We start from the raw sequence: 21,005 nt of genomic DNA, 5'->3' as shown, positions 1-21,005 counted from the left end.
TCGGGTGAGCAAGTCATTCGAGGCCCTGTTCGAGGAATTGACCCGCAAGGCGGCTGAGCGACCCGAGGGGTCGTCCACCGTGGCGCTGCTCGACGGAGGCGTCCACTCCATCGGCAAGAAGGTTGTCGAGGAGGCCGCCGAGGTGTGGATGGCTGCCGAGCACGAGGGGCGTGACGCGGCCGCTCTCGAGATCAGTCAGCTGCTGTATCACCTGCAGGTGATGATGGTCGCGCTCGACCTCGATCTCAACGACATCTACGAGCAGCTCTGAGTCTGCGCCGACCAACGATCCGAGAGGATTTTCGTGAGCGTTTCCGCTGATCGACCGATGCTGAAGGTCGCTGTTCCCAACAAGGGCTCCCTGTCCGAGGCGTCCACGCAGATGCTGCGTGAGGCCGGGTACCGGCAGCGCGGTGACGGCAAGGATCTGGTCCTGCTCGACGAGGCGAACCACATCGAGTTCTACTACCTGCGTCCGCGTGACATCGCGGTGTACGTGGGCTCGGGGACTCTCGATGTCGGTCTGACCGGTCGGGACATGCTCTTGGATTCCGGTGCCGCAGCCGAGGAGGTCATGGCACTGGGGTTCGGGGCGACGCGGTTCCATTTCGCCGAGCCTCGTGGTGACGGAAACACCGTCGAGGGCCTCGCCGGCAAGCGGATCGCCACGTCGTACACCGGGCTCGTGAAGCGTCACCTGGAGGCCAGGGGCATCGAGGCCGAGCTGGTCCATCTCGATGGCGCGGTGGAGAGCTCGATCCGTCTTGGTGTCGCCGATGTGATCGCCGATGTCGTCGAGACCGGGCGGACGCTACGGCAGGCCGGGCTGGAACTGTTCGGGGAGCCGATCCTGCGGTCCGAGGCCGTCCTGGTGCAGCGCGAGGGGCATCACCCCGAGGGGGTCGACCAGCTGATGCGTCGCCTCTCGGGTGTTCTCGTGGCCCGCAACTTCGTGATGATGGACTACGACATCGCCGGTGATCTGGTGGACCGGGCGATCGGTCTGACGCCCGGTCTCGAGTCGCCGACGGTGTCGCCACTGGCCCGTGAGGGCTGGGTCGCGGTGCGTGCCATGGTGGAGCGCAAGGTGGCCCACAGCGTGATGGATGACCTCTGGGAGCTCGGAGCTCGCGGCGTGTTGGTGACCGATATCGCCGCCTGCCGACTGTGAGTGGAGCAGCGTCGTGAGTGGCGAGTGGGACATCACCCCGTTGCGGGGTTTCACCACGCGGACCTATCAACCACGTGTTCTTCTGTGGTGGGTCGTGGGTTTCTCTCTTCTCCTGGTCGCAGGGGCGATCGCCGGATGGGTCTTCTTGGGGGCCGACGTACGGGCCCGGTTCACCCCTCGACAGGTCGTCTTCCTGGCGACGCTGGTGCTCGGCATGGTCGCAGCGATGCTGTTGATGGCGTTGAGCAGCGTCACGCTCAACGAGTACGGGATCGTTGTTCGCAACGGTGTGGTGACCCATCGGTGGGCCTGGTACCAGATCGACGGTGTGCGATTCCGCGACGGGGACCCTTGGGCGTCGGCGCTGTTCGACACCCCCGATGGCATCGTGCGGAGGTCACTCATGGGGATCCAACGCACCGATGGGGAGCGGGCAGCCGCCGCGGTGGTGGATATCCGTGAGCGGCTTCAGGCCAGCCGTCAGCAATGACCGCCAGGATCTGTGGGTGGGGAGGATGATTCAACCGGACGGTTGATGTATCCCCGCCGTCGGCAGGATTGACTGGGGGCATGACCGAAACGAATGCTTCCACCAACCCTCTGCAGATCAACGGCAACCCACGCACCCTGCGTCGGCTCTTCATCGGAGTCAGCATCTATGTGGTGCTGGGGCTGATCTCCGGGCTCTACTACCGTGAGATGTCGAAGGTCGCAGTGATCGATGAACCGACCCAGCTCAACACCCTTCACACCCACCTGCTGGCTCTGGGCGTGCTGTTGCTGTCGGTGATTCTGCTGATGGAAGCGGTGTTCGCCACTTCGCGGCGACCGATCTTCCGTTGGGTCCAGCCTCTGTTCCACGCCGGCGTCGGACTGACCGCGGTCATGATGACTGTCCGTGGCACCACGGATGTGCTGGGCAATCACATCGAGAGCGCGGCCATCCCCGGTATCGCCGGGCTGGGGCACATGATCCTCAGCGCGGCATTGGTCATCTGGGTCATCAGCGTCTGGAAGTGCCTGCCTGTCCGCGACTGAGGTCAGTTGATCCCGCGGGATCTGAGGATCTGCTCCACCTCGTCCAGTTCGGGGTCGGCCTGCTTCGGCCCGTCGCCCCGGCCCACCCCGGGCTGCTGACGAGGTGGGGGAGTCCTGTGTCCACCTTGACTCCTGCCCGGCTCGGTGCCGGAGTGGGGAGCGTCGGGATGCGGCGCGGGGCCGCGCGACCGGGCCCGGGACACCGCGACCTGCGCGAGGATGACGCCGAGAACCCCGACGGCCACGAGCCCCAGGCCGATCAGGTTGGTGGTGGACCCCACGGCCGTCTCGAGCCACTGCACCATCTGTTTGATCCCCTGCCACATCACGGCCAGAAGTCCGCTGAGATACAGGCCGAAGAAGCCCACGCCCACGGCCAGACTCTGGATGCCACGGCCGCGTCGGCCACGCATGAAGCCCGCCACCAGGCCCACGATGGCGAGGGTGGCGACGACGACGGTCACGATGAGGAGGGTCACTGGTTCGGTCATGCAGACATGGTTCCATAGAGTGGGATGTCATGAATGGAACCCTTGGTGGATACAGTGCGGCCTTCGCTGACGATGACGGCTCGGCGGACCCCGAGCTCCGGAAAGCTCTGGCTGGAGCGGGCGGTGGCGATCAGGCCGCCTATCTGGATGCCTTGGTGGCGCTGTGCATGGCTCGTCTGTTGGTTCCCCTCGTGGCTGGTGGCGACGAGACCATGACGCATGACCCCGAACGTGAGGGGCACATGTCGACAGCGCTGCTGCAGCGGCCCGATGGCCAGAAGGCCATGCTCGCGTTCACTGGTTCGGATGCGATGGCCCAGTGGTTCGAGCGGGCTCGCCCGGTGCCGGCCACCTTGGATGTCGTCTGTCAGACCGCGCAGCACGAGGGGGCGGGCACGGTCCTGATCGATCTCGAAGGTCCTGCGCCTCTGGTGCTGGAAGAAGCGGTGGTCGCTGAGATCGCCCAGGGGCATCGGCTCGTGCGGCTCGATGATGGGTACGGGTGGATGCTCCCCGGTGAGGGCGGTGCCTCTGGTTCGGAGGCATGAGCTGTCCTTTGGCCCGTGCTGCCAAGGTGCAATCCCGGAGCGGACGGGGTATAGTTCTCGGGTGGCCGATTCCTTCGGGAATCCACAAGCGGGGACCTGTGTCTCCCACCTGCACGACTGATACGCGCGCACCTCGATTCACATCTGAGTGTGGCTGGGCCGTGGGGTAGGGCCCAGATCGTGGACGCATCAGCGTCGACGCTGCTGGTCTCCGCTGTGGCGGGGACCTTTTTCGTTTCCACTCCGCGATGGTTCGGTCGGCGAATGTGCGTACCACGTCACTGCAGAATCAACAGGAGGACCCATCAGCAACGAACCCCGCATCAACGAGCGCATCCGCGTCCCCAAGGTCCGATTGGTCGGACCCAACGGTGAGCAGGTGGGCATCGTCCCCATCGAGGACGCACTCCGATTGGCTCGAGATGCCAACCTCGATCTGGTGGAGGTTGCGCCGCAGGCACGCCCGCCGGTGACCAAGCTCATGGATTACGGCAAGTTCAAGTATGAGTCCGCGCAGAAGGAACGCTCGAATCGCCGAAATCAGGGCAACACCGAGACCAAGGAAATGAAGCTTCGCCCGAAGATCGATGAGCACGATTACGAGACCAAGAAGGGTCACGTGGTGCGCTTCCTCAAAGGTGGCGACAAGGTCAAGATCACGATCATGTTCCGTGGCCGTGAGCAGAGCCGCCCGGAACTTGGTTTCAACCTGTTGAAGCGTCTTGCCGACGATGTGGAGGAGTTCGGATTCGTCGAATCCCATCCCAAACAGGACGGCCGCAACATGTTGATGGTGCTGGGGCCGACCAAGAAGAAGGCTGAAGCCCGCGCCGCGGCCAAGGCGAGCAAGAGCCATGGTGACGAGCACGAGGAACTGCCCGCGCGTAAGCCGCAGGCGGAGCCGAAGAAGAAAAAGAAGAAGGGGCCCGCCGACAACATGGACCCCGATATCGACCTGTGAGCCGAAGCGTCCCCATGGACGCGGCCACTTGACAGCCATCCGCGGCCGACCCGGCCCGGACTCATGTAACGGGAGCCCCCGTTATGGCAAGACCCAGCAACGGAAGGAGCGGCACCACCATGCCGAAGTCCAAGACCCACTCTGGCGCCAAGAAGCGTTTCAGGATCACCGGATCGGGCAAGGTCATGCACCGCAAGGCCGGCAAGATGCACCTCAACGAGCACAAGTCGCGCCGCCGTCTGCGCCGCCTCGACGGTGACGCCGTCGTGGCCCCGGGCGACGCCAAGAAGGCCAAGAAGCTGCTCAGCCGCTGAGCCTCACCCTCCCCCGACTTTCCCCGACCAGACCAGGAGAATCACGATGGCACGCGTCAAGCGTTCAGTGAATGCCAAGAAGAAGCGCCGCGAAATCCTCGAGCAGGCGTCCGGTTACCGCGGTCAGCGTTCGCGTCTGTACCGCAAGGCCAAGGAGCAGATCGCTCACTCCAACACCTACGCCTTCCGCGATCGGCGCGCCAAGAAGGGCGACTTCCGTCGCCTGTGGATCCAACGCATCAACGCTGCGGCCCGCGCCGAGGGCATCACCTACAACCGCCTCATCGGTGGTTTGAAGAATGCCGGTGTCGACGTGGATCGCAAGATCCTCGCCGATCTCGCCGTCACCGATCAGAAGGCCTTCGCCTCGCTGGTCGAGGTGGCCAAGGCCCATCAGGGCACCGAGGCGGCCTGAGCCATTTCACAGCACAGCAACGGACCGATCGAAGCCGTCGAACCCAGTAAGGCGCAGCTTCGGTCGGTCCGTCGTCTTCATCAACGAAAGTTCCGCCAGCAGGAGCGGGAGTTCCTCGTCGAGGGGCCGAATGCGGTCCGCGAGGCGCTGAACCATGATGATCCGGGCTTGGTGCACGCGGTCTTCGTCGACCCCGAAAGCCCGGAAGCCTTCGACATCATCGATATGGCGCAGCGACGTGGTGCCCCGGTGCAGGCCACGACGGGCCGCGCTCTGGCGGAGATGTGTGACACCGTCACACCCCAGGGTGTGCTGGCCGTCTGCGGTCACCTCGATGTGGAACCCGACGACATCCCCGCCGACGCCAAGCTGATTCTGGTGTGTGCGAGGGTTCGTGATCCGGGCAATGCCGGCGCCATCATCCGGTGCGCGGACGCCTTCGGTGCCGATGCCGTGGTGATCAGCGCGGACTCGGTGGATGTGTACAACCCCAAGGTCGTCCGCGCTTCGGTGGGCAGCATGTTCCACCTGCCCCTGGTGCTCGGTGTGCAACTCGACATGATCATCGGGGATCTGCAGGACCGCGGTTTCCAGGTCTTCGCGGCCGAGGGGAGTGGTGAGCCGGTCTCACAGTTGGCTTCCGACGGGACACTGGCCCGCCCCACCGCATGGGTCATGGGCAATGAGGCATGGGGCCTCACTCCCGAGGACTCGGTGCTGTGTGACCGCAGCGTCGCCGTTCCCATCCATGGCCGAGCCGAGAGTCTCAACCTCGCCACTGCGGCAGCGGTGCTGATGTACGCCACCGCGACGGCCCAGTACTGAAAAAGCCAGTACTGAAAAGGCCAGTACTGAAAAGGCCGTGTGACCTCAATCCTGGTCAGGCTTGGAGGAAGGGCTGAACCCGCTCGGTCGGGCGACCGATGATCGCGCGGTCACCGCGGATCAGCACGGGGCGTTCCATCAGCTTGGGGTTTTCGGCGAGCACGTCGGCCACCTGCTCGGCGGTTGCGACATCGTCATCTGTCAAGCCCAGCTCCTTGAAGGTGGCGTCGCGGCGGACGAGTAGCGTCGGCTCGTCCTCCAAGATGCCCAGCAGATCGATGAGCTCGGCGCGTGTCAGCGGCTCCTTCAGATACTGGACGATCTCAGCTTCCTGTCCCTCGGCGGCCGCGACGGCCTGGCGGGACTTCGAGCAGCGGGGATTGTGCAGGATCTTGAGGTCGTTCATGGTCACAGGGTAGAGCCCTGACCCGTCCTGTTCCCGGTGGGACGCGTTCGCCAGTCCGGCGCAGTCTCCCTAGACTGGCCGATGTATATTCCACGAGCGAGGAGATCCGGTGTCCGGGCCCAACACGAATTTCGATCCTGTCCAGGTCACACCCTTGGATGAAGATCAGGTCCAGAAGATGGTCGAAGAAGCCTTGGCCGCCATCGAAGGTGCCGGGTCGGTCGCAGAGCTCAAGCAGGTGCGCATCGAACACACCGGTGAGCAGGCCCCACTGGCCTTGGCGAACCGCGAGATCGGTGCGCTGCCGCCCCAGGCTCGCAAGGACACGGGTAAACGAATCGGTCAGGCCCGTGGACGGGTCAACCAAGCGATCAAGGCTCGCCAGGAGGCGCTCACCGCAGCTGAGCTCGAACAACGGTTGGCCGAGGAACGGGTCGACGTCACGCTTCCTGTCGAGCTGGCTCCGCGCGGGGAGATCCATCCGATCACCGGGATGATCGACATCGTCTCCGACATCTTCATCGGCATGGGCTGGGAGATCGCAGAAGGGCCCGAGCTCGAATCGGAGTGGCTCAACTTCGATGCTCTGAACTTCCCGCCCAACCACCCGGCCCGTTACCTGCAGGACACGCTGTTCGTGGATCCGCCCGAGCACCACCAGTTGATGCGTACCCACACCTCCCCGGTGCAGGCACGTGAGCTGCTGACCCGTGAACTACCGGTGTACGTGGCGTGCCCGGGCAAGGTGTACCGCGCCGACGAGTTCGATGCCACGCATCTCCCCGTCTTCCACCAGGTCGAGGGCCTTGTCGTGGACAAGGGTATTTCGATGGCCCATCTCAAAGGCACCCTCGACCATTTCGCGTCCAAACTCTTCGGCGGAGTGACCACCCGCTTCCGCGCCCACTTCTTCCCCTTCACCGAACCCAGCGCCGAGGTCGACCTCCAGTGCTTCGTGTGCCATGGCGATGACACCACCTGCCGCACCTGCGGTGGCGAGGGATGGATCGAGTGGGGTGGATGCGGTGTGGTCAATCCCCGTGTGCTCGTTGCCTGTGGTATCGACCCCGACGTGTACTCGGGGTTCGCCTTCGGCTGCGGCATCGACCGCGCCGTCATGTTCCGCAACGGCGCCACTGACCTGCGTGACATGGTCGAAGGTGACGTCCGTTTCTCCCGTTCCCTGGAAGGACTTGCCCGATGAAGGCTCCACTGTCTTGGCTTCGTGACCACGTGGCCATCCCGGCCGACACCACGGTGGATCAGCTCAAGGACGTCTTCGTGCGTGCGGGCATCGAGGTCGAGGCGGTGCAGGAAGGCGCCGAGGTGACCGGTCCCGTCGTCGTGGGAAAGGTTCTGTACCGCAATCCCGAGGAGCAGAAGAACGGGAAGACGATCAACTGGTGCGTCGTCGATGTCGGCTCGCACAACCCGGAAGAAGCTCCCAAGGACATCCCCGAGGGGATGCACGGCCGCGGCATCATCTGTGGAGCCCACAACTTCGATGTGGGCGATCATGTGGTGGTCGCCCTGCCCGGAGCGGTGCTGCCCGGGGATTTCGCGATCTCGTCCCGCAAGACCTACGGCCATGTTTCCGACGGCATGATCTGCTCGCAGGTCGAGCTCGGCCTCCCCGATGACGGCACCGACGGCATCATCGTCCTGGGCGATGACGCGCCCGCGCCCGGTACGCCGGCGATGGAACTCCTGGGTGCCGACGAGGTCGTGTTCGACCTCGAGGTCACTCCGGACATGCCCCACTGCCTTTCGATGCGTGGTCTCGCCCGTGAGCTCGCCCAGGGCCTTGGCGTGGAGTTCACCGACCCGGTCACCACCTGCGCCGAATCAGCCTCCGGCAGTGTCGAGGTGCGCATCGAGGACGATCGGTGCGCCCGGTTCGTGGCGGCCCAGGTGACGGGCATCGATGCCACACGACCCAGCCCGGACTGGATGCGCCGCCGGATCGCGGCCGCTGGAATGCGGCCGATCTCCTTGCCTGTCGACATCACCAATTATCTGATGCTCGAAACAGGTCAGCCACTGCACGGCTATGACGCGGACAAGGTGCGCGGTGCCATCGTGGTGCGGGATGCGGTGGCGGGAGAGAAACTGACGACACTCGACGGGCAGACCCGCACCCTGCGGGCTGGCGACTTGGTCATCGCCGATGACTCGGGAGCCATCGGCATGGCGGGCGTCATGGGGGGTGCCGCCACCGAACTGTCTGATTCCACGACCAAGGTGATCATCGAGGGGGCATCGTTTGATCGGGCCTCGGTGTCCCGCACCGCGCGTTCGCACCATCTGCAGTCAGAGGCCTCCCGTCGCTTCGAACGGGGTGTCGACACCGGCGCGGCCCATGCCACGGCCCTGCGTGCGGCACGAATGTTCGCCGAACTTGCCGGTGGGGCGGTGGACGAGGCGGTGACCGTCGAGGGCGATCCCGCAGCGATGCCGTCCACAGTGATGGCTCTCGATCTTCCAACACGCGTGCTCGGGATGAATGTTCCGCATGACGAGGTGATCGCCACCCTCACCGGCGCTGGCGTTCACGTCGAGGTGGAGGGCACACAGGCCACCGTCACGCCACCCACGTGGCGTCCCGATCTCCGCGATCCTTATGACTACGTCGAGGAGGTCGGGCAGAAGGTCGGTCTCGACCGCATCGAGGGGATCCTTCCCTCCGCACCCGGTGGGCGTGGATACACCCCCGCACAGGCCGCGCGCCGAGCGGTCGGGCGGGCACTGGCCTCGTCGGGACTGGTCGAGGTTCTGACATTCCCCTTCCAATCCGACGCCGATCTGGACAAGCTCGGGATCACCGCCGACGACCCTCGACGCCGTACGGTGCGGTTGGCCAATCCCCTCGCCGAGACCTCTCCGTGGCTTCGCACCACCGTGCTCCCGGGGCTTCTCGCCGCAGCCGGACGGAATCTCAGCCGTGGACAGGACGATCTGGCCCTCTATGAGATCGGGTCGGTCTTCTTCGCTCTGGACGATGCGACGCCAGCCCCGATGCCGCCGGTGGACCGTCGTCCCACGGCGGAGGAGTTCGCCGCCATCGACGCCGCGCTGCCGAAGCAGCCACGCCATCTCGGTGTGCTCCTGCACGGAGCCTGGCGGGCCGCGGGCTGGAATGCGCCGGCAGAACCGGTCACGTGGCGTCATGCGATGGGCGTCGTCGAACTGATCGCGACCACTCTGGGCATCGAATTGGTGCGTCGTCAGGCTCAGGTGTCGCCCTTCCACCCGGGACGCTGCGCCGAGGTGCTCGTCGACGGGGCCGTGGTCGGGCTCGCCGGTGAACTGCATCCGTCTGTCGTCGAGGCACACGGTCTGCAGGCCGGTGCCTGCGCGGTGGAGCTTGATCTGGACGCGATCGTGGCGTCTCAGCCGGGCCGCGGGGCGATTCCGCCGTTGTCCACGTTCCCCGTGGCCAAGGAGGACGTGGCACTGGTCGTGGATGAGGACACCGCAGCTGCCGATGTGGCTGCCGCGCTGCGCGAGGGCGGGGGAGACCTCCTCGAATCGGTGCGGCTGTTCGACGTCTACACCGGGGACCAGATCAGTGACGGCAAGAAGTCCCTGGCGTTCGCCCTGCGGCTTCGTGGCGCCGACACGACCCTCACCGATCAGCAGGCCGCCGAGGCTCGGGATGCTGCGGTGGCTGTGGCGACCGAACGGTTCGGAGCCGAGCTGCGCTCCTGAACCACGACGCACGCCGTTGGGCCACGGCATGAACATTCCGCATGTGGCATACTTATTCGCATGTTGAGGATCGCTGTCGCAGGATGTACCGGCTATGCCGGCGGAGAGCTGCTGCGTCTGTTGCTGGAACACCCGGGTGTTGTCATCGGGAATCTGACCGCGGGGTCGAGCGCCGGAACGCTTCTGGGTGAGCATCAGCCGCATCTGACGCCGCTCATGGATCGTGAGGTCCTGCCGACGACCACCGAGAACCTGGCCGGCCATGACGTGGTCTTCCTCGCGTTGCCGCACGGCACTTCGGGGCCGATCGCGGCCGACCTGCCGGACGAGACCGTCGTGATCGACTGCGGTGCCGACTTCCGGCTCGAGGATCCCCAGGAGTGGCGGGAGTTCTACGGGTCGGAGCATGCCGGTACCTGGACCTACGGGCTGCCCGAGTTCGGTGACCAGCGTCACAAGATCGGTCGTTCGACCCGGATCGCGGTTCCCGGCTGTTATCCCACGAGCGTGACGTTGGCGCTCATGCCCGCCATGGCGGCGGGGCTGATCAGTGGTGACGACGTGGTGGTCGTGGCGGCCTCGGGACCCTCGGGAGCCGGACGCGCTCTCAAGCCTCATCTGTTGGGGGCCGAGTTGATGCAGTCGGCCTCCGCCTATGGCGTCGGCGGGGTTCATCGGCACAATCCGGAGATCCGTCAGAATCTGCGCAGGTTGGGGGCAGAGAACCCGACGGTGTCCTTCACCCCGGTGTTGGTTCCCATGTCGCGTGGGATCCTCGCCACGTGCAGCGCGCCGCTGGTGGATCGCTCGACGACCACGGAATCGGCCCGTGCGGTGTACGAGGAGGCTTTCGAGGCCGAGGCCTACGCGACATTGCTGCCGTCGGGACGGTGGCCGCAGACCCAGGCCGTGGTCGGCTCGAATTCCTGCCATCTGCAGGTGACCGTCGATGAGGCGGCCGGACGCCTCGTGGTCGTGGCGGCCATCGACAACCTGACCAAGGGAACAGCCGGAGGCGCCATCCAGTCGATGAACCTCGCGTGCGGCCTTGCCGAACACACCGGGCTGAGCACGATCGGAGTGGCACCATGAGCGTCACTGCAGCACAGGGATTCATTGCAGCCGGTCACATCGCCGGTATCAAAGCGTCCGGGCGTCCCGACCTTGCAGTTGTTCGCAATGTGGGGCCGGATCAGCATGCCGCAGCGGTATTCACCTCCAACCGGGTGCAGGCGGCTCCGGTCCAGTGGTCCCGCAAGGTCTGTGACGGGCGGCTGGCCGGGGTGGTCCTCAACTCCGGCGGTGCCAATGCGTGCACCGGTGCTCCGGGGTACTCCGATGCCGAGAAGATGGCCCGGCTCACCGCGCAGGAATGGTCCGTCGAGGCCACTGAGGTGGCGGTCTGCTCCACCGGTCTCATCGGCGAGCGTCTGCCCATGCCCCTGCTCGAGGCAGGGATTCCCCAGGTCTGTTCCGTTGCCGATCGCGATGGAGGAGAAGCGGCTGCCGACGCCATCTTGACCACCGACACCGTCCGCAAGCTCGCTGTGCACCGGGGGGACGGGTGGACTCTGGGCGGGATGGCCAAGGGCGCAGGAATGTTGGCGCCGGGGCTCGCGACCATGCTGGTGGTCATCACCACCGATGCGGTCACTTCCCCCGAAGACCTCCAACAGGCGCTGACCGCGGCGACCGAGGTGACGCTGAACCGTGTCGATTCGGACGGCTGCATGTCCACCAACGACACGGTGCTGTTGCTCGCATCGGGTGCGTCCGGCGTGGAGGTCAGCCTCCCCGAGCTCACCGGGGCACTCACCGCGGTCTGCCATGACCTCGGGCAACAGCTCCTGGCCGATGCCGAGGGGGCGCAGCATGACATCGCTGTCGAGGTGGTCGGCGCCGCGAGTGAAGCCGATGCAGTCGAGGTCGGCCGCGCGGTGACGGCGTCCAATCTCTTCAAATGCGCGATCTTCGGCAAGGATCCCAACTGGGGGCGTGTGCTTTCGGCGGTGGGCACCACACATGCGCAGTTCGATCCCGATCAACTCGATGTCTCCTTCAACGGGGTCGTCGTGTGCCGGGCCGGTGGCATCGGTGAGGACCGTTCGCTGGTGGATCTCTCCGAGCGCAAGGTGCATGTCCGTATCGATCTGCACGCCGGAGCCGAGACCGCCACGGTCTGGACCAATGACCTCACCTACGACTACGTCAAAGAGAATGCGGAGTACTCCACATGAAGAGCGCCCAACCCGACACCGCCGGCCTGATCCAGAAGGCGGCGACGCTCATCGAGGCGCTTCCCTGGCTGGATCAGTATGCGGGCAGGACCGTCGTCATCAAGTACGGCGGGAACGCAATGGTCGACGCCGAGCTCAAGCAGGCCTTCGCCGACGACATCGTCTTTTTGAAGCGCTGTGGGGTGAACCCGGTCGTGGTGCACGGCGGAGGACCACAGATCTCGACGATGCTGGACCGTCTCGGGATCGAGTCCGAGTTCCGGGGTGGTCTTCGCGTCACCACCGACGAGTCGCTCGACGTGGTGCGGATGGTTCTGTTGGGGCAGGTGGGCCGTGAGCTCGTGGGGAAGATCAATGCCCACGGACCCCTGGCAGTTGGGCTTTCCGGTGAGGATGGTGGTTTGTTCACGGCGGTTCGGACCACCGCGTTCGTCGACGGTGAACCGGTGGATGTGGGTCTGGTCGGCGATGTGGTCGATGTCCGCGTCGAGGCCGTGGAGGATCTGATCAGCGCCGGTCGTATCCCGGTGGTCGCAACGGTCGCACCCACGGTCAACGGTCAGGTGCTGAACGTCAATGCCGACACCGCAGCAGCGGCGCTGGCTGTGGCTCTCGGCGCCGAGAAGCTGGTGGTTCTCACCGACGTTCCGGGTCTGTACCGGAACTGGCCCGATGACCCGGAGCTGATCTCCGAGATCGGGGCGGGCGATCTGCGTGCGATGGTGCCGGAGCTCGAGTCGGGCATGGTGCCCAAGATGTCGGCCTGTCTTCGTGCGGTCGATGGGGGCGTTTCCCGCGCCACCGTCCTGGATGGACGCGTGCCGCACTCGGTGCTGTTGGAGATCTTCACCAATGCTGGTGTTGGCACACAGGTGACAGCCGATGACGCTGAGGCTCTCAGCGACGGGAATCGGTCTCGGGTCTTTGCGAAGGACGAAGCGTGATGGAGTGCGACATGGAACCGACCGGGCTCGCCGGGGCCGATGCATCGCAGGGTGTGGTGACAGGGCGTTACAGCGATGTGATGATGCCGACGTTCGGGACCCCGAAGCGTGTCTTCGTCCGTGGCGTCGGCACCCGTGTGTGGGACGCCGACGGTGGTGAGTACCTGGATCTGCTGTCGGGGCTGGCCGTCACCTCACTGGGTCATGCCCACCCCGAGGTCACCGCAGCGGTCAACAGCCAGATCGCGACTCTCGGCCATGTCTCCAATTTCTTTGCGACGCCGGCCCAGGTCTCGCTCGCCGAGCGGCTGCGCGGCTTCTTCGATCCCTCGGCACGGGTGTTCTTCACCAATTCCGGCACAGAGGCCAATGAGGCGGCGTTCAAGGTCGCCCGGCGTACGGGGCGTCCGCGCATCATCGCGATGGAAGGTGGTTTCCACGGCCGCACGATGGGTGCTCTGGCCATCACTCACAAACCGGCCTACCGTGAACCCTTCGAACCCCTGCCGGGTGGGGTGGAGTTCGTTCCCTATGGAGATGCCGAGGCGCTCCGGTCGGCTGTGGGGCCCGACGTGGCTGCGGTCGTCATCGAACCGATCCAGGGGGAGAACGGGATCGTGACGCCACCGGAAGGGTTCCTTGCCGAGGCGCGCGCGATCACCCGTGAACATGGGGCGCTGTTGTGGCTGGATGAGATCCAGACGGGCATGGGCCGATGTGGCGACTGGCTGTCGTCGGGGTCGGAGGTGTTCGAACCGGTGGGCGCCGACATCGTCACCTTGGCCAAGGGCTTGGCTGGCGGCTTTCCCATCGGGGCCTGTCTTGCAGCCGGGCCCGCGGCCGAATTGTTGGGGGCGGGACAACACGGCACCACGTTCGGGGGGAATCCGGTGGCGGCCCTCGCTGGGTTGGCGGTCATCGATGTCATCGAGCGTGATGGCCTCCTGCAGCGTGCCGTCGAGCTGGGGCAGCGGCTCACCGATGGAGTGTCGGCTCTCGGCCACGATCGTGTCGATCATGTGCGGGGTCAGGGCCTCCTGCGTGGCATCGTCCTGACCGAGGAAATCGCTCCTGCCGTGGCGGACGCCGCTCTTGACGCCGGTTTCATCATCAATGCGCCGCGACCCACGGTGCTGCGCCTGGCTCCGCCGCTGATCATCGGCGAAGCCGAGATCGACGGTTTCATCGATGCTCTCCCCGGGCTGCTCGACGCCGCCTGACCCGCCGGCCACTGGAGAAGGACACCCATTCATGCAGACGAACATCACAGGCGCGGCGACTCCGCGTCACTTCCTGGCAGACGACGACCTCACTCCCGATGAGCTGATCGAGGTGCTCGATCTGGCCGACCGGCTCAAGGCCGAACCGTTCGCGGAGCGGCCCTTCGAGGGGCCGCAGTCGCTGGCGATCATCTTCGACAAGACCTCGACGCGTACGCGTGTGTCCTTCACCGCCGGGGTGGCCGAGTTGGGGGGCTTCCCCATGGTCATCGATGCCCAGGGCTCCCAGATGGGGCACAAGGAATCGATCGCGGACACCGCTCGGGTCCTGGGCCGGCAGGTTGCCATGGTCGTGTGGCGTACCGCTGGGCAGGAGCGCATCGAGGAGATGGCTGCGCACGCAGGGGTTCCGGTTGTCAACGCCCTGACCGACGAGTTCCACCCGTGTCAGATCCTGGCTGATCTGCAGACGATCCGGGAGTGCCACGGACGGCTGCGTGGGTTGAAGTTGGCCTACTTCGGGGACGGCGCCAACAACATGGCGCATTCGTATCTGCTGGGCGGAGCCAATGCAGGCATGGACGTGGTGATCGCTGCACCGGAGAGCCACCAGCCGGACCCGGCGGTGGTGGCCCGCGCCGTCGAGCGTGCGTCATTGACCGGTTCGACGCTGACCATCACCGACAATGTGGCCGCGGCGGCAGCAGGTGCTGATGTGGTGATCACCGACACGTGGGTCTCGATGGGGCAGGAAGCGGAGAAGGAGGAGCGGCTCAAGATCTTCGGAGAGTTCCGTGTGACCTCCGAGACGATGCAGGCAGCGGACCCGGACGCCATTGTCCTGCACTGTCTCCCGGCCTATCGAGGGGTCGAGATCGACGCCGAGGTGTTGGACGGTCCACAGTCGGTCATCTGGGACGAGGCCGAGAACCGTCGACACGCGCAGAAGGCTTTGCTGGTGTTCCTCGACCGGTTCCGCCGCTGAGGTCGAAGAGTCGAGGAGAACACCCCATGGCGACCAAGACGCAGCGGCATGCGGCGATCCAGGAGGTGATCGCCGCTGATCTCGTGCATTCCCAGGTGGAGCTCCGTGAGCTGCTCGCCGAGCGAGACATCCACGTCAGTCAGGGAACCTTGTCGAAGGATCTCGTGGAATTGGAGGCCACACGTATCCGGCATGCGTCGGGACAGATGGTCTACGCGGTGCCGGGAGAAGGCGGTGACCGTTCGGCACGGGCCGGCCAGTCAGTCGTCGCGGAGACGCGTCTGGCCCGGTTGGTCGCCGAGTTGGTGGTGTCGGTGACCGATTCGGCCAACATGGCCGTGTTGCGGACGCCGCCGGGGGCCGCGCAATACGTGGCGTCGGCGATCGACAAGGTCGTCTGGCCCGATGTGTGCGGGTGTATTGCCGGTGATGACACGATCGCGGTCATCAGTACCACCGGGGATGGTGGTGCGACGCTCGCTGAGCGTTTCGAACAGATCCGTCGGCCCGCCGGTCGGCGCACGGACGAGGACGCTCCAGACGTCCGGAAGGAGAAGGCATGACCAGCGAGGGGCATGGGAAGCACGACCGGGGGACGCTGTGGGGCGGACGCTTCGCCGACGGGCCCGACGCCGCGATGGCCGCATTGTCGAAGTCGACGCAGTTCGACTGGCGGCTGGCGGCCGACGACCTGCGTGGCTCGGTGGCACATGCTCGGGCGTTGAGCACGGCTGGGCTGCTGACCACCAGCGAGTACGAGCAGTTGACCAGTGCTCTGCGGCAGATGATCGATGACCTGGACACACCCGGTGGCGTCGGTACCGACGGGCTGGAGCCTGTTGCACCGGAGGAGACCGACGAGGATGTGCACGGTGCGTTGGAACGGATTCTCATCGCTCGGGTCGGCTCGGACCTGGGCGGACGCCTGCGTGCGGGACGTTCGCGCAATGACCAGATCGCGACGTCGGTGCGGCTGTATCTGCGCCGTGCGCTTCGGGCGTTGACGCTCGATCTGGGTGAGGTGATCGGGGCGCTGCACGCGCAGGCGTCGGAGAACATCGCGGTCGTGATGCCCGGTCGTACGCATCTGCAGACGGCCCAGCCGATCCTGTTGGCACATCACCTCGCCGCACATGCCTGGCCATTGGTGCGGGATCTGGACCGGATCTGCGATCTTGATCGACGCTTGGCGGTGAGCCCGTACGGTTCGGCGGCGCTCGCCGGTACCTCATTGGGGCTGGATCCGGTGCAGGTGGCAGGCGATCTCGGACTCACCGGAGGGTCGGTGCCCAACTCGATCGATGGCACGTCGGCTCGTGATGTGGTGGCCGAGGCGGCCTATGTGCTCGCCCAGATCGGCGTCGATCTCTCGCGGTTGTCGGAGGACATCATCTTGTGGTGTACCCCGGAGTTCGGGATCGCGAAGTTGGCGGACGCATGGTCGACCGGTTCGAGCATCATGCCCCAGAAGAAGAATCCGGATGTGGCGGAGCTGACGCGGGGCAAGGCGGGGCGTCTCATCGGCAACCTGTCGGGGCTGCTCGCAACGCTCAAAGCACTTCCGCTGGCGTACAACCGGGATCTGCAGGAGGACAAGGAGCCGGTCTTCGATGGGTTGGATCAACTGAAGATCCTGGTGCCGGCGATCGCTGGGATGGTCGGAACTCTGACGTTCGATGCCGACCGCGCTGAGGAGTTGGCGCCGCGGGGCTTCTCGCTGGCGACCGATGTCGCAGACTGGCTGGTGCGTCAGCGGGTTCCCTTCGCCCGCGCGCATGATCTGGCTGGCGCGGTGGTCGGATATTGCGAGACCCGGGGGATCGAGTTGGAAGATCTGACCGCCGATGAGCTCAGCGAGATCGCCCCGGAGTTCACCCCCGAGGTGCTCTCGGTGTTGTCGGTGCATGGGTCGGTCGAGGCGCGTGACGGACGCGGGGGAACCGCTCCGGTCCGAGTACGCGAGCAGCTCGATGAGCTCGCTGCCGCCCGGGAGGATCTCGTGGCATGGGCGACGCGCTGAATGAGCCGGACGGACGCTGCAGGAAGCGGGCGTTAGGGTGGGGTCTGTGAACAAGGTGCTCGAGGATCTGGAATGGCGCGGACTCATTGCGGAGTCCACCGACAGGGAGGCCCTGTCGGCCCACATGGACGCGGGGCCGATCCGGTCCTATGTGGGCTTCGACCCCACGGCTGCGAGCCTGCACATCGGACATCTGACGCAGCTCATGGTGGTGCGTGCCCTGCAGCGGGGAGGGCACCGTCCGCTGTTGCTGGTGGGTGGGTCCACCGGACTGATCGGTGATCCGAAGCAGACGGGGGAGCGGGTCATGAACCCGGTGGAGACCGTCCGCGAGTGGGTGGAGAGCCTTGGCGAGCAGGTGAGTCGGTTCGTCGAGATGGACGGGCCACAGGGTGCGCAGTTGGTCAACAACTTCGACTGGACTAGTCGCCTTTCGGCTCTTGACTTTCTGCGGGACATCGGCAAGCACTTCTCGGTGAACCGGATGTTGGATCGCGACGTGGTGGCCCGACGACTTGATTCGGGGATCTCCTACACGGAGTTCAGTTACGTCCTGTTGCAGTCCTTGGATTACCGGGAGTTGTACCGGGAGTACGGCTGCACATTGCAGACCGGCGCCCAGGACCAGTGGGGAAACATCACAGCAGGGGTCGACTTCGTGCGTCGCACCGAGCAGGCCACCGTGCATGGGTTGGTGACTCCTCTGCTCACGAAGGCCGATGGCACCAAGTTCGGAAAGACCGAGTCCGGAACCGTGTGGCTCGACAAGGAGCTGACTTCTCCGTACGCGTTCCATCAGTTCTTCCTGAACGCGGAGGACGCCAAGGTCATCGACTACCTGAAGGTGTTCTCCAGCAGGTCTCGCGATGAGATTGAAGAACTTGCCCACAAGGTCGAGACCGAGCCGTTTCGACGCGAGGCGCAACGTGCTCTGGCAGACGACATGACAGATCTGGTGCATTCGGTGGAGGAACGCCGTGCCGCAACCGAAGCCGCTGCCGCACTGTTCGGCCGGGGTGATCTGGCTGTTTTGGATGAATCGACGCTGCGCCATGCCGTGGCCGAGGTTGGTGTGCAGGATCTGGAGTGTGGTGCCGAGCTGCCTTTGGTGGTGGACGCACTCGCCGCATCGGGCGTGGTCCCGAGCAAGTCGGCGGCACGTCGTGCCATCGATGAGGGTGGTGCCTACCTGAACAACACGAAGGTCACCGATACCGAGCAGTTGATCACTGCCGAGGATCTGCTGGCCGGTCGGTGGTTGATCCTTCGCCGCGGCAAGAAAACGGTGGGGGCTGTGGAGCTGCGGCGATCGTGACGCAGACCACATCAGATCGATTTGACGAATCCTGAAGAGCCCCGTAATGTTCTCTGAGTCTTGACGAAGCGCCTTCGGGCCCAAGGTTCAAGAACTCCCTTCCAGGTACAAAGCTGACCGGAATGATGTGTGTCCAAGACGGGGCCCATCGGACCGGTGGTTGAGTACGGCCAGAAGGCTGAGATGATCCACGGAATGTGGGTTGACACTTCGGCCAGATGGTGTAAGGTTGGGCGAGCCTGCCGGGCAAGATGAACGGAAGGCAAACTGGCTCGAAACGCCGAGTTGACAGGCTTAATCGAACTGGTAAAGTAATCCGAGTCGCCGAGAGGCGAGCGGAAAACGCCAGAGAGATTCAGGTTTGACAAGGCGGAATCGATCTGGTAAAGTTAGACAGGTTGCCCCAAGGTGATGGCCGAGGCCAGAATCGCGGGAAGCAAACGAAACTTGAGAACTCAACAGCGTGCTTGAAAGTCAATGCCAAATTATGCACAGAAACCCCGTGCTTCGGCATGACGCTTAGGTGTCATGAACTGAAGACGGTTTCTTTGAGTTGATTACAATGATCCAGATTCGGATCCGCCAGTAATCAAACTCGTTGATAGACGGTTAAGCGCCTTCGGGCGTGCACCAAATTTTTCAACGGAGAGTTTGATCCTGGCTCAGGACGAACGCTGGCGGCGTGCTTAACACATGCAAGTCGAACGGTAAGGCCCTTCGGGGTACACGAGTGGCGAACGGGTGAGTAACACGTGAGTAACCTACCCCCGACTTTGGAATAAGCGCCCGAAAGGGCGTCTAATACCGAATGGTTCCACAGTGGGCATCCACTGTGGCGAAAAGCTCCGGCGGTTGGGGATGGACTCGCGTCCTATCAGTTTGTTGGTGAGGTAACGGCTCACCAAGACTTCGACGGGTAGCCGGCCTGAGAGGGCGACCGGCCACACTGGGACTGAGATACGGCCCAGACTCCTACGGGAGGCAGCAGTGGGGAATATTGCACAATGGGCGAAAGCCTGATGCAGCAACGCCGCGTGCGGGATGACGGCCTTCGGGTTGTAAACCGCTTTCAGCAGGGACGAAGCTAACGTGACGGTACCTGCAGAAGAAGCACCGGCCAACTACGTGCCAGCAGCCGCGGTGATACGTAGGGTGCGAGCGTTGTCCGGAATCATTGGGCGTAAAGAGCTTGTAGGCGGTTTGTCACGTCGGAAGTGAAAACTCAGAGCTTAACTCTGAGCCTGCTTCCGATACGGGCTGACTAGAGGAAGGTAGGGGAGAACGGAATTCCTGGTGGAGCGGTGGAATGCGCAGATATCAGGAGGAACACCGGTGGCGAAGGCGGTTCTCTGGACCTTTCCTGACGCTGAGAAGCGAAAGCGTGGGGATCAAACAGGCTTAGATACCCTGGTAGTCCACGCCGTAAACGGTGGGCACTAGGTGTGGGGGACATTCCACGTTCTCCGTGCCGCAGCTAACGCATTAAGTGCCCCGCCTGGGGAGTACGGCCGCAAGGCTAAAACTCAAAGGAATTGACGGGGGCCCGCACAAGCGGCGGAGCATGCGGATTAATTCGATGCAACGCGAAGAACCTTACCTGGGTTTGACATATACCGGAAACACCTAGAGATAGGTGCCCCTTATGGTCGGTATACAGGTGGTGCATGGCTGTCGTCAGCTCGTGTCGTGAGATGTTGGGTTAAGTCCCGCAACGAGCGCAACCCTTGTCCTATGTTGCCAGCAATTCGGTTGGGGACTCATAGGAGACTGCCGGGGTCAACTCGGAGGAAGGTAGGGATGAGGTCAAGTCATCATGCCCCTTATGTCCAGGGCTTCACGCATGCTACAATGGTCGGTACAATGGGCTGCGAACCTGCGAAGGTAAGCGAATCCCACAAAGCCGGCCTCAGTTCGGATTGGGGTCTGCAACTCGACCCCATGAAGTCGGAGTCGCTAGTAATCGCAGATCAGCAACGCTGCGGTGAATACGTTCCCGGGCCTTGTACACACCGCCCGTCAAGTCATGAAAGTCGGCAACACCCGAAGCCGGTGGCCCAACCTTTTGGAGGGAGCCGTCGAAGGTGGGGCTGGTAATTAGGACTAAGTCGTAACAAGGTAGCCGTACCGGAAGGTGCGGCTGGATCACCTCCTTTCTAAGGAGCCCATGGCAGGCATCCATTGTGATGCTTTGTCCAGTGTTCGGAACCAAGACGAACGTTCTTGGCCGAACAGGCTACGGAATGTGGAACATTGACCATTAAGCCGATGTCTTGAACCATCGTGAGTACAACCCTTCGGGGAGTGGAAAGCAAATGGTCTGGAAATCGGCCTAAAGCACGCTGTTGGGTCCTGAAGGGTCGTTTGCGAACCTTCTGCGGACCACCGATCTTTACCTCAGGGTAAAGGT

The 21,005-nt window shown here is 64.2% G+C and carries 21 protein-coding genes and 1 rRNA gene; 20 read left to right on the top strand and 2 right to left on the bottom strand.

From position 1 onward, the window contains the following. The first annotated feature begins 4 nt into the window (after nucleotides 1-4). The 4 genes from FB460_RS06910 (at nucleotide 5) to FB460_RS06895 (ending at nucleotide 2,209) form a co-directional block, all read left to right on the top strand. Nucleotides 5-271, top strand: coding sequence for a phosphoribosyl-ATP diphosphatase (locus FB460_RS06910; RefSeq protein WP_246044313.1), 267 nt, complete (start codon nucleotides 5-7; stop codon nucleotides 269-271). A 57-nt stretch (nucleotides 272-328) separates the two neighbouring features. Further along, nucleotides 329-1,171, top strand: coding sequence for an ATP phosphoribosyltransferase (gene hisG, locus FB460_RS06905; protein ID WP_142094248.1), 843 nt, complete (start codon nucleotides 329-331; stop codon nucleotides 1,169-1,171). A 13-nt stretch (nucleotides 1,172-1,184) separates the two neighbouring features. Further along, entirely contained in the window at nucleotides 1,185-1,661 is a 477-nt protein-coding gene (locus FB460_RS06900; RefSeq protein ID WP_142093430.1) for a PH domain-containing protein, read from the top strand. A gap of 80 nt (nucleotides 1,662-1,741) precedes the next feature. After that, nucleotides 1,742-2,209, top strand: coding sequence for a DUF2871 family protein (locus FB460_RS06895; protein WP_142093429.1), 468 nt, complete (start codon nucleotides 1,742-1,744; stop codon nucleotides 2,207-2,209). 2 nt (nucleotides 2,210-2,211) lie between these two features. Here the strand turns inward: FB460_RS06895 and FB460_RS06890 are convergent, their stop codons facing one another. After that, nucleotides 2,212-2,700 (bottom strand): hypothetical protein, encoded by a 489-nt coding sequence (locus tag FB460_RS06890; RefSeq protein ID WP_142093428.1) that lies wholly within the window; start codon nucleotides 2,698-2,700, stop codon nucleotides 2,212-2,214. 29 nt (nucleotides 2,701-2,729) lie between these two features. On the opposite strand from FB460_RS06890, the gene FB460_RS06885 reads away from it, so the two are divergent. From FB460_RS06885 to FB460_RS06865, 5 genes are all read left to right on the top strand, one after another. Continuing rightward, nucleotides 2,730-3,248 carry an SseB family protein gene (locus FB460_RS06885; RefSeq protein WP_142093427.1) on the top strand — a complete coding sequence of 173 codons (519 nt, stop codon included), beginning with the start codon at nucleotides 2,730-2,732 and terminating at the stop codon, nucleotides 3,246-3,248. Between the two features lie 355 nt (nucleotides 3,249-3,603). Further along, a complete protein-coding gene (infC, locus tag FB460_RS06880) occupies nucleotides 3,604-4,209 on the top strand; it encodes a translation initiation factor IF-3 (RefSeq protein WP_246044312.1) in 606 nt (201 codons plus the stop codon). A 119-nt stretch (nucleotides 4,210-4,328) separates the two neighbouring features. Beyond that, nucleotides 4,329-4,523, top strand: a complete 195-nt coding sequence (gene rpmI / locus FB460_RS06875; protein ID WP_142093426.1) for a 50S ribosomal protein L35 — start codon at nucleotides 4,329-4,331, stop codon at nucleotides 4,521-4,523. 46 nt (nucleotides 4,524-4,569) lie between these two features. Continuing rightward, on the top strand, nucleotides 4,570-4,938 hold the full coding sequence (rplT, locus tag FB460_RS06870) for a 50S ribosomal protein L20 (RefSeq protein WP_142093425.1): 369 nt from the start codon (nucleotides 4,570-4,572) through the stop codon (nucleotides 4,936-4,938). 3 nt (nucleotides 4,939-4,941) lie between these two features. Further along, the gene (locus FB460_RS06865) at nucleotides 4,942-5,763 is read left to right on the top strand and encodes a TrmH family RNA methyltransferase (RefSeq protein WP_342775224.1); all 822 of its coding nucleotides are present in this window, start codon (nucleotides 4,942-4,944) and stop codon (nucleotides 5,761-5,763) included. Between the two features lie 55 nt (nucleotides 5,764-5,818). On the opposite strand, the gene FB460_RS06860 is transcribed toward FB460_RS06865, so the two are convergent. Continuing rightward, a complete protein-coding gene (locus FB460_RS06860) occupies nucleotides 5,819-6,169 on the bottom strand; it encodes an ArsC/Spx/MgsR family protein (protein ID WP_142093423.1) in 351 nt (116 codons plus the stop codon). 109 nt (nucleotides 6,170-6,278) lie between these two features. Between FB460_RS06860 and pheS the strand changes: the two genes are divergently transcribed. From pheS to FB460_RS06805, 11 genes are all read left to right on the top strand, one after another. Beyond that, complete coding sequence (gene pheS, locus FB460_RS06855; protein ID WP_142093422.1) at nucleotides 6,279-7,373, top strand: phenylalanine--tRNA ligase subunit alpha; 1,095 nt, start codon at nucleotides 6,279-6,281, stop codon at nucleotides 7,371-7,373. After that, a complete protein-coding gene (pheT, locus tag FB460_RS06850; RefSeq protein WP_142093421.1) occupies nucleotides 7,370-9,877 on the top strand; it encodes a phenylalanine--tRNA ligase subunit beta in 2,508 nt (835 codons plus the stop codon). The genes pheS and pheT overlap by 4 nt, the downstream gene beginning before the upstream one ends. A 60-nt stretch (nucleotides 9,878-9,937) precedes the next feature. Further along, entirely contained in the window at nucleotides 9,938-10,969 is a 1,032-nt protein-coding gene (argC, locus tag FB460_RS06845) for an N-acetyl-gamma-glutamyl-phosphate reductase (protein ID WP_142093420.1), read from the top strand. Then, complete coding sequence (gene argJ / locus FB460_RS06840) at nucleotides 10,966-12,114, top strand: bifunctional glutamate N-acetyltransferase/amino-acid acetyltransferase ArgJ (RefSeq protein ID WP_142093419.1); 1,149 nt, start codon at nucleotides 10,966-10,968, stop codon at nucleotides 12,112-12,114. The genes argC and argJ overlap by 4 nt, the downstream gene beginning before the upstream one ends. Then, entirely contained in the window at nucleotides 12,111-13,058 is a 948-nt protein-coding gene (gene argB, locus FB460_RS06835; protein WP_142093418.1) for an acetylglutamate kinase, read from the top strand. Before argJ ends, argB begins: the two co-directional genes overlap by 4 nt. Nucleotides 13,059-13,069: 11 nt before the next feature. Continuing rightward, a complete protein-coding gene (locus FB460_RS06830) occupies nucleotides 13,070-14,278 on the top strand; it encodes an acetylornithine transaminase (RefSeq protein WP_142093417.1) in 1,209 nt (402 codons plus the stop codon). A 31-nt stretch (nucleotides 14,279-14,309) separates the two neighbouring features. Then, the gene (gene argF, locus FB460_RS06825) at nucleotides 14,310-15,263 is read left to right on the top strand and encodes an ornithine carbamoyltransferase (protein WP_142093416.1); all 954 of its coding nucleotides are present in this window, start codon (nucleotides 14,310-14,312) and stop codon (nucleotides 15,261-15,263) included. Nucleotides 15,264-15,289: 26 nt separating this feature from the next. Continuing rightward, nucleotides 15,290-15,826 carry an arginine repressor gene (locus tag FB460_RS06820; RefSeq protein WP_142093415.1) on the top strand — a complete coding sequence of 179 codons (537 nt, stop codon included), beginning with the start codon at nucleotides 15,290-15,292 and terminating at the stop codon, nucleotides 15,824-15,826. Beyond that, nucleotides 15,823-17,283 carry an argininosuccinate lyase gene (gene argH, locus FB460_RS06815; protein ID WP_142093414.1) on the top strand — a complete coding sequence of 487 codons (1,461 nt, stop codon included), beginning with the start codon at nucleotides 15,823-15,825 and terminating at the stop codon, nucleotides 17,281-17,283. Before FB460_RS06820 ends, argH begins: the two co-directional genes overlap by 4 nt. A 46-nt stretch (nucleotides 17,284-17,329) precedes the next feature. Then, the gene (tyrS, locus tag FB460_RS06810) at nucleotides 17,330-18,598 is read left to right on the top strand and encodes a tyrosine--tRNA ligase (RefSeq protein WP_142093413.1); all 1,269 of its coding nucleotides are present in this window, start codon (nucleotides 17,330-17,332) and stop codon (nucleotides 18,596-18,598) included. A gap of 639 nt (nucleotides 18,599-19,237) precedes the next feature. Next, nucleotides 19,238-20,751 (top strand): 16S ribosomal RNA (locus FB460_RS06805). Nucleotides 20,752-21,005: the final 254 nt, after the last annotated feature.

The organism is Propioniferax innocua (genome assembly GCF_006716235.1).
GTDB classification, from domain to species: domain Bacteria; phylum Actinomycetota; class Actinomycetes; order Propionibacteriales; family Propionibacteriaceae; genus Propioniferax; species Propioniferax innocua.
This window is presented reverse-complemented; position numbering and strand designations above follow the sequence as displayed.

Excerpts from the sequence above, each read along its gene's own strand:
- argF (WP_142093416.1), top strand. The coding sequence starts at position 14,310 with ATGCAGACGAACATCACAGGCGCGGCGACTCCGCGTCACTTCCTGGCA.
- FB460_RS06830 (WP_142093417.1), top strand. The coding sequence starts at position 13,070 with ATGGAACCGACCGGGCTCGCCGGGGCCGATGCATCGCAGGGTGTGGTG.
- rplT (WP_142093425.1), top strand. The coding sequence starts at position 4,570 with ATGGCACGCGTCAAGCGTTCAGTGAATGCCAAGAAGAAGCGCCGCGAA.
- argB (WP_142093418.1), top strand. The coding sequence starts at position 12,111 with ATGAAGAGCGCCCAACCCGACACCGCCGGCCTGATCCAGAAGGCGGCG.
- pheT (WP_142093421.1), top strand. The coding sequence starts at position 7,370 with ATGAAGGCTCCACTGTCTTGGCTTCGTGACCACGTGGCCATCCCGGCC.
- FB460_RS06895 (WP_142093429.1), top strand. The coding sequence starts at position 1,742 with ATGACCGAAACGAATGCTTCCACCAACCCTCTGCAGATCAACGGCAAC.
- argJ (WP_142093419.1), top strand. The coding sequence starts at position 10,966 with ATGAGCGTCACTGCAGCACAGGGATTCATTGCAGCCGGTCACATCGCC.
- argC (WP_142093420.1), top strand. The coding sequence starts at position 9,938 with ATGTTGAGGATCGCTGTCGCAGGATGTACCGGCTATGCCGGCGGAGAG.
- FB460_RS06890 (WP_142093428.1), bottom strand. The coding sequence starts at position 2,700 with ATGACCGAACCAGTGACCCTCCTCATCGTGACCGTCGTCGTCGCCACC.
- argH (WP_142093414.1), top strand. The coding sequence starts at position 15,823 with ATGACCAGCGAGGGGCATGGGAAGCACGACCGGGGGACGCTGTGGGGC.
- rpmI (WP_142093426.1), top strand. The coding sequence starts at position 4,329 with ATGCCGAAGTCCAAGACCCACTCTGGCGCCAAGAAGCGTTTCAGGATC.
- hisG (WP_142094248.1), top strand. The coding sequence starts at position 329 with ATGCTGAAGGTCGCTGTTCCCAACAAGGGCTCCCTGTCCGAGGCGTCC.
- FB460_RS06820 (WP_142093415.1), top strand. The coding sequence starts at position 15,290 with ATGGCGACCAAGACGCAGCGGCATGCGGCGATCCAGGAGGTGATCGCC.
- FB460_RS06860 (WP_142093423.1), bottom strand. The coding sequence starts at position 6,169 with ATGAACGACCTCAAGATCCTGCACAATCCCCGCTGCTCGAAGTCCCGC.
- FB460_RS06885 (WP_142093427.1), top strand. The coding sequence starts at position 2,730 with ATGAATGGAACCCTTGGTGGATACAGTGCGGCCTTCGCTGACGATGAC.